At 58.4% G+C, this 17,174-nt stretch carries 12 protein-coding genes and 1 pseudogene; 7 read left to right on the top strand and 6 right to left on the bottom strand.

Annotated elements, in window-relative coordinates; genetic code table 11:
• Positions 1-38 precede the first annotated feature (38 nt).
• Together IMCC21224_RS09920 and typA are read left to right on the top strand one after the other, a co-directional pair.
• Positions 39-368: a multidrug efflux SMR transporter gene (locus tag IMCC21224_RS09920; RefSeq protein WP_047995219.1), complete on the top strand. Its 330-nt coding sequence runs from the start codon at positions 39-41 to the stop codon at positions 366-368.
• 63 nt (positions 369-431) lie between these two features.
• Positions 432-2,252 carry a translational GTPase TypA gene (gene typA, locus IMCC21224_RS09925; protein ID WP_047995220.1) on the top strand — a complete coding sequence of 607 codons (1,821 nt, stop codon included), beginning with the start codon at positions 432-434 and terminating at the stop codon, positions 2,250-2,252.
• 207 nt (positions 2,253-2,459) lie between these two features.
• Here the strand turns inward: typA and IMCC21224_RS09930 are convergent, their stop codons facing one another.
• The 3 genes from IMCC21224_RS09930 to recA form a co-directional block, all read right to left on the bottom strand.
• Positions 2,460-2,747, bottom strand: coding sequence for a DUF1330 domain-containing protein (locus tag IMCC21224_RS09930; protein WP_047995221.1), 288 nt, complete (start codon positions 2,745-2,747; stop codon positions 2,460-2,462).
• Between the two features lie 4 nt (positions 2,748-2,751).
• The gene (gene alaS, locus IMCC21224_RS09935) at positions 2,752-5,415 is read right to left on the bottom strand and encodes an alanine--tRNA ligase (RefSeq protein ID WP_047995222.1); all 2,664 of its coding nucleotides are present in this window, start codon (positions 5,413-5,415) and stop codon (positions 2,752-2,754) included.
• Positions 5,416-5,618: 203 nt separating this feature from the next.
• On the bottom strand, positions 5,619-6,701 hold the full coding sequence (gene recA / locus IMCC21224_RS09940; RefSeq protein ID WP_047995223.1) for a recombinase RecA: 1,083 nt from the start codon (positions 6,699-6,701) through the stop codon (positions 5,619-5,621).
• Positions 6,702-6,882: 181 nt separating this feature from the next.
• On the opposite strand from recA, the pseudogene IMCC21224_RS09945 reads away from it, so the two are divergent.
• Together IMCC21224_RS09945 and lexA are read left to right on the top strand one after the other, a co-directional pair.
• Positions 6,883-7,520: pseudogene (locus IMCC21224_RS09945) on the top strand (gamma-glutamyl kinase).
• A 31-nt stretch (positions 7,521-7,551) separates the two neighbouring features.
• A complete protein-coding gene (gene lexA, locus IMCC21224_RS09950; RefSeq protein WP_047995224.1) occupies positions 7,552-8,244 on the top strand; it encodes a transcriptional repressor LexA in 693 nt (230 codons plus the stop codon).
• On the opposite strand, the gene IMCC21224_RS09955 is transcribed toward lexA, so the two are convergent.
• A complete protein-coding gene (locus IMCC21224_RS09955; protein ID WP_047995225.1) occupies positions 8,238-10,313 on the bottom strand; it encodes a ComEC/Rec2 family competence protein in 2,076 nt (691 codons plus the stop codon). The genes lexA and IMCC21224_RS09955 overlap by 7 nt on opposite strands.
• Before the next feature lie 79 nt (positions 10,314-10,392).
• On the opposite strand from IMCC21224_RS09955, the gene gltX reads away from it, so the two are divergent.
• The 3 genes from gltX (at position 10,393) to IMCC21224_RS09970 (ending at position 15,730) form a co-directional block, all read left to right on the top strand.
• Positions 10,393-11,805, top strand: coding sequence for a glutamate--tRNA ligase (gene gltX, locus IMCC21224_RS09960; RefSeq protein ID WP_047995226.1), 1,413 nt, complete (start codon positions 10,393-10,395; stop codon positions 11,803-11,805).
• A gap of 80 nt (positions 11,806-11,885) precedes the next feature.
• Positions 11,886-13,181 carry a citrate synthase gene (gene gltA, locus IMCC21224_RS09965; RefSeq protein ID WP_047995227.1) on the top strand — a complete coding sequence of 432 codons (1,296 nt, stop codon included), beginning with the start codon at positions 11,886-11,888 and terminating at the stop codon, positions 13,179-13,181.
• A gap of 446 nt (positions 13,182-13,627) precedes the next feature.
• On the top strand, positions 13,628-15,730 hold the full coding sequence (locus IMCC21224_RS09970) for a hypothetical protein (protein WP_047995228.1): 2,103 nt from the start codon (positions 13,628-13,630) through the stop codon (positions 15,728-15,730).
• A 48-nt stretch (positions 15,731-15,778) separates the two neighbouring features.
• Here the strand turns inward: IMCC21224_RS09970 and IMCC21224_RS09975 are convergent, their stop codons facing one another.
• Positions 15,779-16,555, bottom strand: coding sequence for an enoyl-CoA hydratase-related protein (locus tag IMCC21224_RS09975; RefSeq protein WP_047995229.1), 777 nt, complete (start codon positions 16,553-16,555; stop codon positions 15,779-15,781).
• Positions 16,556-16,660: 105 nt separating this feature from the next.
• The gene (locus tag IMCC21224_RS09980; RefSeq protein WP_047995230.1) at positions 16,661-17,173 is read right to left on the bottom strand and encodes a DUF2087 domain-containing protein; all 513 of its coding nucleotides are present in this window, start codon (positions 17,171-17,173) and stop codon (positions 16,661-16,663) included.
• Position 17,174: the final 1 nt, after the last annotated feature.

Raw genomic sequence — 17,174 nt, forward strand, 5'->3', positions numbered from 1 at the left:
CTGTACGTATTAAGCAGCGTTACATCCAAGGAATCGACATGCCTTATTTTATCCTCGCGATTGCGATCCTCGCGGAAACTATCGCCACCACGGCACTGCAAGCCAGCCAGCAGTTCACCAAACCCCTGCCCTCGCTGATTGTGGTCATCGGCTACGGCGTTGCGATCTATCTTTTGTCGGTTTCACTCAGAACCTTTCCGGTCGGCATTGCTTATGCGCTCTGGTCCGGGCTGGGTATCGTGTTCATCGCGGTGATCGGATTTACGGTCTTTGGCCAGCGGCTGGATCTGCCTGCGGTTCTGGGAATGGCGCTGATTATCGCCGGAATCGTCGTTATTAACCTCTTTTCCGCTACGTCCACGCATTAGGGCTGGCCTTTTGTGGTCTGCGCCGTTACCCCGCGCCCAAACCATCCCTTAAAGGTATTCGACATGGACCTTCGCAACGTTGCGATCATCGCTCACGTGGACCACGGCAAAACGACGCTTGTGGACGAGCTGCTAAAGCAATCCGGCACCTACCGCGAAAACCAGGCCACCACTGAACGGGCCATGGATAGCAACGACCTGGAGCGCGAACGCGGCATTACGATTCTGGCCAAAGCCACATCCGTGGAATGGAAGGGCCACCGCATCAACATCGTTGACACCCCCGGCCACGCCGACTTTGGTGGCGAAGTTGAACGCATCCTGTCCATGGTGGACGGTGTTGTCCTGCTGGTGGACGCGGCCGAAGGGCCGATGCCGCAGACCAAATTTGTGACGTCCAAGGCGCTCGCGCTGGGGCTGCGTCCGATTGTGGTGCTGAACAAGGTCGACAAGCCCGACGCCGAGCCCGACCGCGCGCTGGACGAATGCTTTGACCTCTTTGCCAACCTCGACGCTGACGAAGACCAGCTCGATTTTCCGCATCTCTATGCCTCCGGCCGCGCCGGCTGGGCCGATGCGGAACTGGACGGACCGCGCAAGAACCTTGATGCGCTGTTTCAGCTGATCATGAACCACGTGCCCGCGCCGCGTCAGCTTAAACGTCGGGACGAAGATTTCCGCATGCTGGCCACCACGCTGGGCAACGACCCCTTTGTGGGCCGGATCCTGACGGGCCGTGTTGAATCGGGCCACATCAAGGTCGGCGCCACCGTGCAGGCGCTGTCCCGCATTGGCCAGAAAATCGAACAGTTCCGTGTGACCAAAATCACCGCCTTCCGTGGTCTTGGCCAACAAGACATCCCCGAGGCAGAGGCAGGCGATATCGTTTCGCTCGCTGGTATGACCAAGGCGACCGTCGCAGACACAATCTGCGCCCTTGCCGTCGAAGAGCCGCTTGAGGCGCAGCCGATCGATCCGCCCACCATCACCGTGACCTTTGGCATCAACGACAGCCCGCTGGCTGGCCGCGACGGCAAAAAGGTGCAGTCCCGCGTCATCCGCGAACGTCTGCACAAAGAGGCTGAATCCAACGTCGCGATCAAGATTGCCGACACTCCCGGTGGCGAAGCCTTTGAGGTGTCGGGTCGTGGCGAACTCCAGATGGGTGTGCTGATCGAAAACATGCGCCGCGAAGGGTTCGAGCTTTCGATCTCGCGCCCGCAGGTAATCATGCGCGAAGGTGAAAACGGCGAGCGGCTTGAGCCAATCGAAGAAGTCACCATCGACGTTGACGACGAATACTCGGGCGCGGTGATCGAAAAAATCACCGGTGCCCGCAAGGGTGATCTGGTCGAGATGAAACAGGCCGGTGCCGGCAAGACCCGGATCATCGCCCACGCTCCGGCGCGTGGCCTGATTGGCTATCACGGCGAGTTTCTGACCGACACCCGCGGCACCGGCGTGATGAACCGCGTCTTCCACTCCTGGGCCAAGCACAAGGGTCCGATCCCGGGCCGTCGTGCTGGTGTGCTGATCTCGATGGAAAACGGCACCGCCGTATCCTATGCGCTTTGGAAGCTCGAAGATCGCGGCAAGTTCTTTATCGGTGCGCAGGCGTCGGTATACACTGGCATGATCATCGGTGAGCACAGCCGCGAGAACGACCTTGAAGTGAACCCGCTGAAGGGCAAGCAGCTAACCAACGTCCGTGCGTCGGGTACCGACGAAGCCGTGCGCCTGACCACCCCGATCACGCTGTCGCTGGAAGAGGCAATTGCCTATATCAACGATGACGAACTGGTTGAAGTCACGCCGAACGTGGTCCGGCTGCGCAAACGCTACCTTGATCCGCATGAACGCAAGCGGATGTCAAAGTCCAACTAAGCGACAGACATGCTCCCCAAACCCGGTTTAGGGATTGGGGAGCATGTCTGGTTTCCGCTGAGCGTTTGGTCTGGATGCCACAATTTCGCGGCCGTTAGATATCTGAACCACCTCAGCGAGATCTCGCTCGCAGCAACAGGCTGATTTACGATAGAAGGCGGCTCAGAAGGACAACCCTTCTGAGCCGCTTTTAATTTGTGCCGCGGTTTATTCTGTGGTTTCGACGATGATCAGGTCACGCTCAGACGCGCCGCGTGCATGGCCAAGCGCCTCTTGATACTCGGGCGAATGATAACAGGCTTCCGCCGCCTCGACACTGGGGAATTGCGCCACCACATGGCGTGCACGATCCTTGCCTTCCAGCGTCACATAGCGGCCACCACGGGCGACAAACGCGCCACCATGGGCCGCAATCGCCGGTCCGGCCAGTTTCGCATAGCGCCCATAAGCATCCGCATCCGTCACGTGCACATGTGCAATCCAGAGTGCTGGCATCGTCTTATCCTTCCACAACTTTTGTCGCCGCCGCGATGGCCGCATCCGCATTCTCAACGCTGGTGCCTCCACCCTGCGCCATATCCGGACGTCCGCCGCCGCCTTTTCCGCCCAGTTCAGCCACCGCGGCCCGGACCAAATCAACTGCGGATAGGCCCGATTTAAGGTCGTCCGTCACGCCCGCAGCCACAGCCGCCTTGCCACCCGTATCAGCAATCAGCAGCACTGCACCTGACCCCAGTCGCGCCTTGTGTTCGTCAATCAACGGCGGCAAATCCTTGCCCGAAACGCCAGACAGCACTTGCGCGAGGAATTTCACGCCGTTCACATCCGTAGGCTCAGCTCCACCACCCTGCCCCGCACCGCCAGACATCGCCAGCTCACGGCGCAGTTGCGCAACTTCGTTTGACAACGCGCGACGTTCATCAAGCAGCGCCCTGACCCTTGTCGGCACGTCCGCCGGTTGCGATTTCAGCTCTTGCGCGGCGTCGGACAAGGTTCTGCCCTGCGCACTAAGATAGGCAAAGGCCCCAGCCCCGGTCAGCGCCTCGATCCGGCGCACACCAGCGCTGGACGCGGAATCGCCGAGCAACGCAAACACGCCAATGTCTCCGGTCTGGCCAACATGGGTGCCACCGCAAAGTTCGAGTGAGTAGGTATCCTTAGTCATGCCTTTGCCCGACCCGGACTGTATCCCCATCGAGACGACCCGCACCTCGTCACCGTATTTTTCGCCAAAAAGCGCCTGAGCCCCGATGCCGCGAGCGTCATCCGGTGTCATGATCCGCGTTTCGACCGACGAATTCTGACGGATAAATTCGTTCACCTCAGCCTCGACCTGCTGCAATTCGGCGGGCTCCAATGCCTTGGTATGGGAAAAATCGAACCGCAACCGATCAGCCGCATTCAAAGAGCCGCGCTGCGCCACATGGTCACCCAGCGCACGGCGAAGCGCCTCGTGCAGCAAATGGGTGGCAGAGTGGTTGGCACGGATCGCGCTGCGCCGTGAATGGTCCACGACCAACACACCTGCCTGACCACGACTGACCGTGCCCTCGATCACCTTTGCAAGGTGAATGAAAACACCTGCAACCTTTTTGGTATCGGTGATCTGGGCCAACCCAGAGCCGGTTTTCAAGGTGCCGGTATCGCCTACCTGCCCGCCACTTTCTCCGTAATACGGCGTCTGATTAAAGACGATCTGAACCTCTTCGCCCTGCCCGGCCCCGCCAACTTGTGCACCGTCGCGAACCAGCGCCAACACCTGCGCTTCGGCGGTTTCTGTATCATAGCCAAGAAAGTCGGTGGTGCCGTGGGTCTCTGCAAGATCAAACCAGATCGCGGCGTCTGCGGATTCTCCTGTCCCAGACCACGCCGCGCGGGCCTTGGCTTTTTGTTCGGCCATGGCCGCGTCGAAGCCTTCAGTCTCAACCGAACGACCCTTTTCGCGCAATGCGTCCTGCGTCAGATCAAGCGGAAAACCGTAGGTGTCATACAGTTTAAACGCCGACGCGCCGGGTAATGCCGCCTCGTCGGGCAGGCCCGCCAGCTCATCGTCCAGCAGTCGAAGACCGCGGTCCAGCGTTTGCTTGAATCGGGTCTCTTCGAGCTTCAGCGTCTCCTGTATCAACGATTGCGCACGCCCCAGTTCGGGGTAGGCTGCGCCCATCTTGCGGATCAGCGCTGGAACCAGTTTGTACATCACCGGATCCTTGGACCCCAGCATATGTGCGTGGCGCATCGCGCGGCGCATGATCCGCCGCAGGACATAGCCGCGTCCATCGTTGCTGGGCATCACACCATCCGCGATCAGAAACGAGGTCGACCGCAGGTGATCCGCAATAACCCGGTGATGCGTCTTTCCCGGACCATCCGGGTCGGTCGAGGTTGCATCGGCGGATGCCTCTATCAGGCTGCGCATCAGGTCGGTGGCGTAGTTGTCGTTGGTGCCCTGCAACAATGCCGCCACCCGTTCGATCCCCATACCGGTATCGATAGATTGGGCGCCCAATTCCTTGCGGCTGCCATCGGCGAACTGCTCGTATTGCATAAAGACGAGATTCCATATCTCGACAAAGCGGTCGCCATCCTCATCTGGGCTACCCGGAGGGCCACCCCAGATGTGGTCGCCATGATCATAAAAAATCTCGGTGCAGGGCCCGCAGGGACCCGTCGGCCCCATCATCCAGAAATTATCATTGGTTGGGATACGGATGATCTTGTCATCTGACAGGCCGGCGACCTTCTTCCAGATCGTCGCTGCCTCGTCATCCGTATGATAGACGGTGACCAGCAGGCGGTTCTTGTCGATACCCAACTCTTTGGTAATCAGCTCCCAGGCAAAGGGAATGGCGTCATTTTTGAAATAGTCGCCAAAGCTGAAATTTCCCAGCATTTCAAAGAAGGTATGGTGCCGCGCGGTATAGCCGACATTGTCCAGATCGTTGTGCTTGCCGCCGGCGCGCACACATTTCTGCGCGGTTGTCGCGCGGGTGTAATCACGGTGTTCGACCCCGGTAAAAAGGTTCTTGAACTGCACCATGCCCGAGTTTGCAAACATCAGCGTGGGATCGTTGCGTGGAACCAGCGGACTCGACGATACAACCTCGTGGCCCTGCTTTTCGAAATAGCTTAGAAAGGTTGATCGGATGTCGTTTAACGTCTGCATATCACGGGTCTCTTCCGGCGCAAAATTCTTGGGTTCGGGCAGATGTATCGTCGCAGTCGTCCTCTGTCCATGGGGTCATGGGTTTGAGCACCTGGCGCGGGCTTGTCGTGCTCCACGCAAAACGAAAACAGGGCGCCCATATAGGACGCCCTGTTGTGCAATATCACCGCCAGAGGATCACGGCCCCGTCCACCGTCGGCATATTAAGCTTCCATCACGTCATCGCCGCCGTCTTTTCCGTCTTCTTCTGACATATGGAAATCCAACCCGTGCGCCGCGCGGATTTTGTCTTCGATCTCAAGCGCGATGCGGGTATTTTCCTTAAGGAAGTTTTTGGCGTTCTCCCGGCCCTGACCGATGCGTTCGTCGCCATAGCTGTACCATGAGCCGGATTTTTCGACCACACCAGCCTTGACGCCAAGGTCAATCATCTCACCGGTTTTCGAGATACCTTCGCCATACATGATGTCAAATTCCACCTGCTTGAACGGCGGCGCCACTTTGTTCTTAACCACTTTGACGCGCGTGGTGTTGCCAACAACTTCGTCACGATCCTTGATCGCGCCGATACGGCGAATGTCCAGACGAACCGAGCTATAGAATTTCAGCGCATTACCGCCCGTCGTCGTCTCGGGCGAACCAAACATGACGCCGATCTTCATGCGAATTTGGTTGATAAACACCACCATACAGTTCGACCGCGAAATCGAGCCAGTCAGCTTGCGCATAGCCTGACTCATCAGGCGGGCATGCACGCCAACCGACGAATCCCCCATGTCGCCCTCGAGTTCGGATTTGGGTGTCAGCGCCGCGACGGAATCGATCACCACCATGCTTACGGCACCAGAGCGCACCAGCGTATCGACGATCTCGAGCGCCTGTTCCCCAGTGTCGGGCTGCGAAATCAGCAATTCATCCAGATCAACCCCCAGCTTACGGGCGTAGAGCGGGTCGAGCGCATGTTCGGCGTCGACAAAGGCGCAAACGCCACCTTTCTTTTGCTCTTCGGCGACGCAATGCAGCGTCAACGTGGTTTTGCCAGACGATTCAGGGCCGTAAATCTCGACAATGCGACCCTTGGGCAGGCCACCGATGCCAAGCGCGATGTCGAGTCCCAGGGAACCGGTCGACGTCGACTCTATATCCTTGATCGGGTTATCGCCGCCCAACTTCATGATAGAGCCTTTGCCGAACTGCCGTTCGATCTGCGCCAGGGCACTATCCAGCGCCTTTTGCTTGTCCGCGTTCTTCTTGCTGTTCATTGTCAAAAGATCTGCCATTGCCATGCGTCCCCATCCTTATTTCACAGCCACCACCTGGCGGCAATTGCTGCTTTTGTTCACTTCTTGTTCTCGACTGTATGAGATCAAAGGGAGAACAAATCAAGTGAATATTCTATTAGCCGACTGTCACGCCAAAGAGTTAAGGAGTAGTTTACCAAAAACAGACGACAAAGGCGGGCCTGAGATGCTGGTGTTCTGGAAACAACGACTGGTGTTCCTTGCGGTGCCCAAAACCGGAACCTCTGCTTATGAGGCCGCACTGGCACCGCATGCGTCAATGACGGTGTTGGATCCGCCTGAACTCAAACACGCGCCAGTCTACCGGTACAATCGATTCTTTCGCCCGATGTTCGAAAAGATGGGCGCCAGTCATATGGACGTTTTGGCAGTCATCCGCGAACCCGTCAGTTGGCTGGGGAGTTGGTACCGCTATCGTCAGCGCCCTTATCTGGAACGACGGCCAACCTCGACCGCCGACATCAGCTTTACCGAGTTCGTTGAGGCCTATTGCAGGGGCGATCGCCCGCCCTTTGCCAATGTTGGCAGCCAGTCGAAATTTGTTGAGCCACGCCCCAACGGCACAACCGTCAGCCACCTGTTCCGCTACGAGGATCAGGGGCGTTTGGTCGCGTTTCTTGAGCAGCGACTCGACCTGACACTCAATCTGCCACGCGCGAACGTTTCCCCCGCGCGCAACTTGACCTCGCCCCCGCGACCGAGACCAGGCTGAGGCGGAAATGTGCGGCTGAGTTCACGCTTTGGGAGCAGGCGGGGGGGAACGAATGCACGAATGCAGTTGACCCAAAACGGGAACAAGACTAGAACAAAAAGAGTTAACTGGCGGAGATACCCCATGCTGACACGAAAACAGCTCGATCTTTTGGACTTCATCAACAAGCGCGTCGCGCGCGACGGAGTGCCGCCCAGTTTTGACGAGATGAAAGTGGCGTTGGATTTGCGGTCAAAATCCGGGATTCACCGTCTTGTCACAGCACTTGAAGAACGTGGGTTTATCCGACGGCTCGCTCATCGCGCGCGCGCCATCGAAATTGTTAAATTGCCAGATAGCATGAGTCCAAAATTGACGTTTGTACCACGCCTGATCGACGGCGATGTTCCCGACCGGCGGCCAGCAAACGCGCAGCCGATCGAAGGGGTTCATGCATCGGAACTGCCGCTGATGGGACGGATTGCGGCCGGTATACCGATCGAGGCAATCAATGACCCCGCCCCGACCATCGCCGTTCCGGGACAGATGCTGTCCGGCTCGGCCAAGCATTACGCGCTTGAGGTCAAAGGAGATTCGATGATCGACGCAGGTATCAATGACGGCGACGTCGTGGTGATCCGCGAAACCACTCAGGCCGAAAATGGCGATATCGTTGTCGCTCAGGTCGAAGGCTACGAGGCCACGCTCAAACGGTTTCGTCGCAAGGACGGTATGATCGTTCTCGAAGCCGCGAATGAGGCATTCGAATCCCGCGTTCTGCCCGCCGGGTCGGTCAATGTGCAAGGCAAACTCGTCGGCCTAATCCGGACTTACTGATACAGGAATGCGACCTTCGGTGAACCTTTGGATCGCGCTGCATGCCACAGGCGATGCCCCGTGGTCGCTGCGGATGAGACAAACCGCAAACCATCAGCTGTGCGGATCACTGCCATCGCGCCGGTCCGGGTCAGAATTTCGGGATCTAGAACGTCGCAGCCCGCAAGCGCATCCAGCGGATGTGTGGTTACGATGATATCCTTTGGCTGACAGCTTGTCACGGTTGCCGCAGCGCGCTTGCCTGACACATGGATCAACTGACCGCTTTCGAGCGGGGTGCGGGCGATACCGCCGCTGACCTCGCCCTTCCAACGCGCAGAAGCAGTCAACTGATCACCGGCATCTCCGTCATTTTCAAGCCACGTGCGCGCCAAAAATCCGCCCCCCTTGGCTCGCGACAGGGCACGCCCTGCGTCGGTCATGACACCGACAAGCCCTCCGTCATCTGCTATTAGGATATACGGTCGCTCGGATTGCGCCCAAAGCAGCAGTGACAGCGCCACTGGAACGGTGCCGAGCCACCGCAGATACCCCCGCCAGAGCATAACCCAGAGCGCGCCCAAAGCCAGTATTGGCAGAACCACCGGAGCAGGTGCCGCGATCTGGCCAACAGCGCCGTCCCAGTCCGCAATCCGGTGCGTGACAGCCAGGATCCAGTCCACGCCCAGCGACATCAGTGCCAGACCGATCCAGTCCAGCCCCAGCGGCATCAAGACAACAGCGATCACCGCTGACGGCATCACCACAAGGCCCATAATTGGCACCGAAAGCAAATTTGCGACTAGCCCGTAATGCGAAATCTGATTGAAATGCGCCATTCCGATCGGAGCGGTGGCGAGCCCCGCCACCGCAGATGACAGCGCCACTGCAGCAATCGGCGAAAGCCAGCTGGGCAATCGACGCTCGTCTGGCAGGTTGCGTAAGACGGAAAACACCGCCACCAAGGCCGTTGTGGCGGCAAAGGACATCTGGAATCCCGGTCCCAGCAGCGACTCGGGACGCAGAAACAGGACCACCAACGCCGCCATCGCCACCGCCCTGAGCGAAATCACGCGCCGGTCCAGCATGATCGCAATCAGACCGACCGATGCCATCACAAAAGCCCGTTCAGTGGCGACATTTCCGCCCGAAAGCGCGAGATACCCCGCAGCGGCGATCAAGGCGCCGAAGGCTGCGAGTTTCTTGACCGGCCAGCGCAGACCGATGCCGGGGGTCAGCAGCAGCCCAAGCCGCAAAGCGCCAAAAACCACGCCTGCGAGTAGCCCCATATGAAGGCCCGAGATCGCCAGCAAATGCGCCAGATTGGTCGCGCGCAGATCGTTAAGCGTCCCCTGCCCCATACCACTGCGATCTCCGGTCATGACCGCAGCGGCGAACGCACCACTTTCACCTGCAATCCCCTGTTGCACGCGGCCCGACAATGCCATGCGCGCGGCAAACACTGGCAACGACCGTTCCGGCGGTGCCAGCAACAATACCGGCGAACGCGTGTAGCCAATCGCGCCCAATCGCAAGAACCAGGCATGACGGCGAAAATCAAAGCCGTATGGTTCAACCGCACCGGCCGGAGCCGAGAGATGGCCGCTCAGGAAAATCGTGGCACCGGGTTCAGGTGTAATATATCCCTGTTGGCCGTGCAGTGACACCCGAACCCGGGTCGGGGTATCGGCAGGCGCCAACCGTTCGAGGACGACCCGGTCCAGGGTGAGGCGCACCGCATCCGAGGCAGAGCGGTCGATGCCGACAATCCGGCCCTCAATCGGGCCGTAATACCGGAAATCCAGCACCGGACCACGAACCCAATGCGCGCGCGCCCCCGCAAGTGAGAGGCCCAGAAAAACCAGCGCCAACGCCGTGATCATCGGCCCTGCCACAGCACCTAGGCGAGGTCCCAGCGTCAGCGTGACACAACCCGCCACCGCGCCCACCATAAGGGCAACAACCGGGGGTTCGAACCTCAGCATAAAATATAGACCGATGCCAAGGCCCAGACAGACCGGAACCCACGAAAACAGATGGCCGCGCTGACCCAGCAGCGCTGCTTCGACACGGCCCCAGATGTGCCCCATGCTTGTCCTTGTGCCGCCCTGTGGTTAAGGAATGTCCAACGCTAGCCCCCTCCTGGTTATCAAAAGGTAAATGCAGCTCATGGCCCAGCAAACCGTCACCCGTTTTGCCCCTTCTCCCACCGGATTTCTGCATATTGGCGGCGCGCGCACTGCGTTGTTCAACTGGCTGTACGCCCGCGGTCGCGGCGGTAAATTCCTGCTGCGCATCGAGGATACCGACCGCGCCCGCTCAACCCCAGAGGCGACGGCTGCGATTCTGCGCGGCCTGAATTGGCTGGGCCTGGATCACGACGATGAGGTGATCAGCCAGTTCGAACGCGCCCCGCGCCATGCCGAAGTGGCGCATGACATGTTGGCCAGCGGCAACGCCTACAAGTGTTTTTCGACCCAGGACGAGATCGAAACCTTCCGCGAAACTGCAAAGGCGGCAGGCAAATCCACCTTGTTTCGCAGCCCGTGGCGCGACACTGACCCAGCGAGTCACCCCGATGCCCCGTTTGTAGTCCGACTGCGCGCACCGCAGGACGGCAACACCGTGATAAAGGACACCGTTCAGGGCAATGTGACGATCCGGAACGACCAATTGGATGATATGGTTCTGCTGCGTTCGGACGGGACGCCGGTCTATATGCTGGCCGTGGTGGTTGATGACCACGACATGGGTGTGACCCATGTAATCCGTGGCGACGACCATCTGAACAATGCGGCGCGCCAGATGGGGATCTATAGCGCGATGAACTGGACGGTTCCGGTTTGGGCGCATATTCCGCTGATCCACGGCCCCGACGGCAAAAAACTGTCGAAACGCCACGGCGCGCTTGGAGTCGAGGAATACCAACAGATGGGATATCCTGCGGCAGGTATGCGCAATTATCTGGCACGGTTGGGCTGGAGCCATGGCGACGACGAGTTTTTTGACGATCAACAAGCGATTGACTGGTTCGATCTGGCGGGAATCGGACGCTCGCCTGCGCGGCTCGACTTTAAGAAGCTGGAGAATGTGAGCGGACAGCACATGGCTGTTTCGCAAAATGCTGCACTGCTGCATGAATTGCAGGCATTTATGCAGGTCACCGATCAGCCGCCGTTGACTGAAGAACAGAACGACGGACTGTTGCGCGGTATGTACTGCCTAAAGGATCGCGCGAAAACATTCGGAGATCTTATTGAAAAAGCACAGTTTATACTGACTGATACGCCGATTCAGCCAGACGAAAAATCCGCCAAATCCCTTGATACGGTATCCCGTGGTATACTAGCTGCGTTGACGCCGCAGCTGCTAAATGCTAGCTGGTCCAGAGACGAATTGGAGGCGATCACAACCCGTGTTGCCGAAGAACATGGGACCAAGTTCGGCAAGTTGGCAGGCCCGATGCGGGCCGCACTTGCAGGCCGTTCGGTGACGCCTAGCGTATTCGACATGATGTTGGTCCTGGGCCGGGACGAAACGCTTTTGCGCCTGGGCCAGGCCGCTGCCGCCCAAGGAATCTGACCAAGAGTCAGCTTTCCTCGTGTGGCCGGTAACAATACTCCGGGGTCATTACCCGGCTATCAAGACGAAGGAAAAAGTTCATGGCTGATACCTCCAAAACCGCGACCCTGACGATCGACGGTACGTCTTTTGACCTGCCGATTCATTCGCCGACCATCGGGCCGGATGTGCTCGATATCCGCAAGCTGTATGGCCAGGCGGGTGTCTTTACCTATGATCCGGGCTTTACCTCGACGGCGGCCTGCGACAGCACCATCACCTTTATTGACGGCGACAAAGGCGAGCTGCTGCATCGTGGCTACCCGATCGACCAGCTGGCGGCAAAGTCGCATTTCCTCGAAGTTTGCTATCTGCTGCTGTACGGAGAATTGCCCTCGGGCAAGCAACTCGAAGATTTCGAGAACCGCGTGACCAACCACACCATGCTACACGAGCAGATGCAGAATTTCTTCCGTGGGTTCCGTCGTGATGCGCATCCGATGGCCGTCATGGTGGGCGTGGTGGGCGCAATGTCAGCGTTTTACCACGACAGCACCGACATCACAGATCCGTGGCAGCGAGAAGTTGCGTCGATTCGACTGATCGCCAAAATGCCGACAATCGCCGCCTGGGCATTCAAATATCACGTCGGTCAGCCGTTTGTGTATCCGCGCAACGATCTGGACTATGCGTCGAACTTTCTACGCATGTGCTTTGCCGTCCCGGCCGAGGAATATGTGGTCAACCCGATCCTGAGCCGCGCGATGGACCGGATCTTTACCCTCCATGCGGATCACGAACAGAACGCCTCGACCTCGACTGTGCGTCTGGCGTCGTCGTCCGGTGCCAACCCGTTTGCCTGCATCGCGGCAGGTATCGCCTGTCTCTGGGGGCCTGCACATGGTGGCGCCAATCAGGCCTGCCTGGAAATGCTTAAGGAGATCGGAACACCGGACCGCATCCCTGAATTCATTGCCCGCGCCAAGGACAAGAACGATTCCTACCGCCTGATGGGCTTTGGCCACCGGGTCTACAAAAACTTCGATCCCCGTGCGACGGTGATGAAACAGTCTGCCGACGAAGTTCTCGAGCTTCTGGGGGTCGAGAATAACCCGATCCTCGCCACCGCCAAGGCGTTGGAAGAGGCGGCGCTGGCTGATCCGTATTTCGCTGAGAAAAAGCTGTTTCCGAACGTCGATTTCTATTCCGGCATCATTCTTGAGGCGATGGGATTTCCCACTTCCATGTTCACGCCGATCTTTGCCGTGGCGCGCACTGTCGGTTGGATTTCGCAGTGGAAAGAGCAGATCAGCGATCCACAGCTCAAGATCGGTCGCCCGCGCCAGCTGTATCTTGGTGCCGAGGCCCGCGACTATGTGGACATCGAAACGCGTTAAGCCTTTCACCACCAATACGACAAACGCGCGCCCTTTGGTCGCGCGTTTTTTGTTGTCCTGCAGTTCCTTGATTTCGCGGTGCGACAGTCGAAATATGTCGAAACTAGCGCAAGACTTAGGCGCCAGGACTTACTCATATCCCTGCTCAGTAAAAATTACGCCACAATTGAAAACCCTGCGCCGAATCGAACCGCCGCGGCAGAATTTTGGGGAATTTGACCAGAATTCAACGCAACCGGGCATTCGCGCGGAATTTAGCTTGGCGTAGCCCGGGAACAATAACACGGCCCGCCCGGCAATTGTTGAGCGAACGCGACCTAGAAAAACTGAATTGTGGCAAGACTTTGTCCGAAACACAGTGTTTCCCGAAAATAACGTGGCACGCACGGCCTTATGCGCGACACAGCTGATGTAACCCACCGTTTCCCCGTTGAGGAATAAGCACCATGAGCACTGGCCAGAGCACCGAAACCATTTTGGGATGTGACCCGCAGGTGCGCGTCGTCATATCAGAGGATGAAGGGAATCTGGTTGTTCAGGTGTTTGCCCTCGACCCCGCCGCCACCGATGTTGATGCGCTGTTCTTTAACCTGACCAATGATGCTGTTGCGTCCGATGTGACGATCTACCCGGCAGTCGACACCCAAGAAATCACCGGGTTTGATGTCGCCCCCGGCACATTGAACCAGATGAACAACGGCGCCCAGTTGCAAGAGGCCTATGATTGCCGGATCGAATTTGGCCAGCTGCCGTCAACCAGCCAGGGCGATATTGATCAGGCGGCGTTCACGCTCTACCTGGATGGTGAGATGCCTCTGTCGCTGTCGGATATCGACATCTCTAATATGACGGCTGTGATCAATTCTGATGGCGGAAACGGACTGGCGCTAACCTCGTCCGCGCAAGCCCCCGCGCCCATGGTTGAAACGGTTGCAGTCAGCGAAGATTTTTCGGGTATCTGGTCCCCGGATCAAAGCGACGCGGTCGAAAGCGATGCCCATTGGGGTATTCATCATGGCAAGCTGCTGACCAATGGCTGGCACGACGGCACGTTGCAGTTCGAGTCAGTTGAAACTGACGGGCCGGTGTCGTTCAGCGTTGAGGCTCAGGGCATCAACCTGAACCGTTTCGACGCCGATGGCTGGGGCCGGGATTCCCTCCGGGTTGAGGTGCGCCTGGACAATGGCGACTGGATATTGCTGGACGAATTTGTGGTAAATGACGCCGGCACAGCCCTGGTTGGGTCGGAAACGGGCCAGATCATCGGGTCTGAATCAGGTGCTCTTAGCTATTCCGGTGGCGTACTCGACGCTGCGACAGATGAGGCACAGTTCCGCATCGTTTCGGACATTTCGTCGTATGATGAGATCGTATTGTTCGACAACGTCGAAATCACCGTCAGCGAAGCCGCCGAGGCGGGCACCGGCGTCGGCACAGAGGTTGTGCAATCCGAAGATTTTGATGACGTTTACAACCCTTCACACAGCGCCGAGGTCGTTCGCGACGACGGTTGGGAAATCCGCAACGGGCAGGCCTACACCGACGGCTGCAACGACGGAAAGCTGATATTTGCCGAAGTCGAAACATCTGAGCCCGTCGCGCTGAACATCGACATGCGTGCCGAAAACTTGCGCAATTTTGAGAATGGCGGCTGGAATGCCGACAGCCTGCGGCTCGAGGTGCAGATCGACGGCGGCAACTGGGTTCTGCTGGACGAATTTCAGGTCAATGATGCCGGCACCGCGATGGTCGGATCAGAAACCGGGCAGACCTTTGATACCGATCTGACAACGCTGAACTATTCCGGTGGTGTGCTCGACACTGCTAATGAGGATGTGCAGTTCCGACTGGTTTCGGACCTCTCGGCGCGGGACGAAAAGATCTATGTCGACAATATGCAGGTTCTGACCATTGATGACGTCGAAGGCGCAGATCACATCGACGCCGGGTTTGATGAGGCCGAGGTCGGCGACACCGCCTCAGATCAATTCGCTGGTTTCACCGTATCCGCGCAGCGCGCTGGCGACGATCCGAACAGTGAAAATGATGCGATGATCTTTGACACTGCGAACCCCACCGGCGGCGATCACGACCTGGGGTTTGCCGATGAGGGCAATGCGATCATCATTTCCGAAGATAATGACGCCGACGATCCGGATGACAACGCTCAGGGCGGCACGATCACCTTCAACTTCACTGATCCGTCCGACGTTGTCAGCCTCACACTGCTGGATGTTGAGGAACAGGGCGGTGTCATCGACCTGTACGATATTGATGGTACGCTGTTGAACTCGGTCGATATTCCGGTCAGAGGCGACCACTCAGCGCAGGATCTGGACATCGACACCGATGGCGTGTCGGTGATGGACGTAACCTTTGCTGGGTCGGGTGCGGTCAGCAATCTGCGCTATGTGCCAACCACTGACGATGATGAGGACTGCGCGCAATATGCCGTCGGCTATGACGATATCGCGCTAAAGACTGCGCTGCTCGAAGAGCCGGAAGAAGAAGAGCAGGACGACGCCGAAGGCATGATGGCCTTTGCCTGATGCACCTATCGGGGTCGCCAGTCAGCGGCGCCGATAGGTGATGCGATCTCAGCGCCCCTCGTATTTCGCGGGGCGTTTTTCTAAGAAGGCGACGACGCCTTCCTTGAAATCACGTGTCTTGCCGCATTCGCCCTGAAGCCGCGCCTCAACAGCGAGCTGTGCTTCGAGGTCATTGTCAAACGATGCGCGGATCGCCGTTTTGACACGGGCATACGCTGCGGTCGGCCCATTTGCCAAATGCGCCGCGCGGGCGCGCCAATGGGCGTCAAAGGCATCATCTTCGATTGCTTCCCAGATCATACCCCAGTCATCAGCCTGACGCGCACTGATCTTGTCCGCGAACAAGGCTGCGCCCATCGCCTTGGCGAGCCCCATCTGGCGCGGCAGCGTCCATGTGCCGCCGGCGTCAGGAATCAGGCCGATGCGGGTGAAAGCCTGTAGAAAGAATGCGGATTCTGTGGCGATCACCACATCCGCCGCAAGAGCAAGGTTTGCCCCGGCCCCGGCTGCCGCGCCATTGACGGCGCAGATCGTTGGCACCGGACAGTCAAAAATCGCCCGCAGCATTGGCACATATTCGTCCCGCAATGTCCGTTCAAGATCAATATTGGCAACATTGGCCCGGTCGCCCAGATCCTGGCCCGAACAAAAGGCCCGGCCCGTTGCGGTCAACACAACCACGCGCGCCTCGCGGCCACCCTGCGTTACCGCATCGGTGATTTCCGCGCGCATCTGGGTGTTGAGAGCGTTCATCACCTCTGGCCGGTTGAGCGACACCACCGCCACATTGTCGGTGATGTCGAACGTCAGGGTTTCGTAGTGCATAATCCGCTCCTGCTGTGTTGGTTGGTCGCATCAAACACACCGGCACGCATTTTGGCAAAGCCAAACGCGGCGTCATTTCCGATAGTTGCGCGATGCGCCAATGTTTCAGCTTCGCCTGTGCGGAAGAACCTGCCGCATCAGAGCTTGCGCCTCGGCGGACAGCGGGGCTTCGACCCTGCGGTATTGCGCCCCATCCAGAGTACGCGTCAATCCGCCCGCTTCGATCAGGGACCGACGGATTTGTGCGGCATCGCGAAAACCGCAGAGTTCGTCAATCCTGGCGCTGATCTGGCGTTCAGTCATAACCTCACGCGTGGGCAGCTGCGACCAGATCACCCAGCAACATAGCATCTGAATTCCGGTTCGTGCCGGCCAGCGGGCAAAGCAGCCGTTCTGGTCAAAATACCGCGCGGCGCGGGCAACCCTGCGGTCGTCAATTGGAACATGCGGCTGCGACGCGTTGCGGGACAACAGGTGCTGGTAATTGCGATACCCTGATGCCCGGGCAATCATTCCGAGCATATCAAGATGCGCGGGCGCTGCCGACAGTTCGGCACGCAGGGATTTAGCGAATTGCGAAAGATCGTGGATGATCAATTGGGTCACGTCACGGGACATG

Origin of the sequence: Puniceibacterium sp. IMCC21224, assembly GCF_001038505.1 — a bacterium.
GTDB lineage: Bacteria > Pseudomonadota > Alphaproteobacteria > Rhodobacterales > Rhodobacteraceae > Puniceibacterium.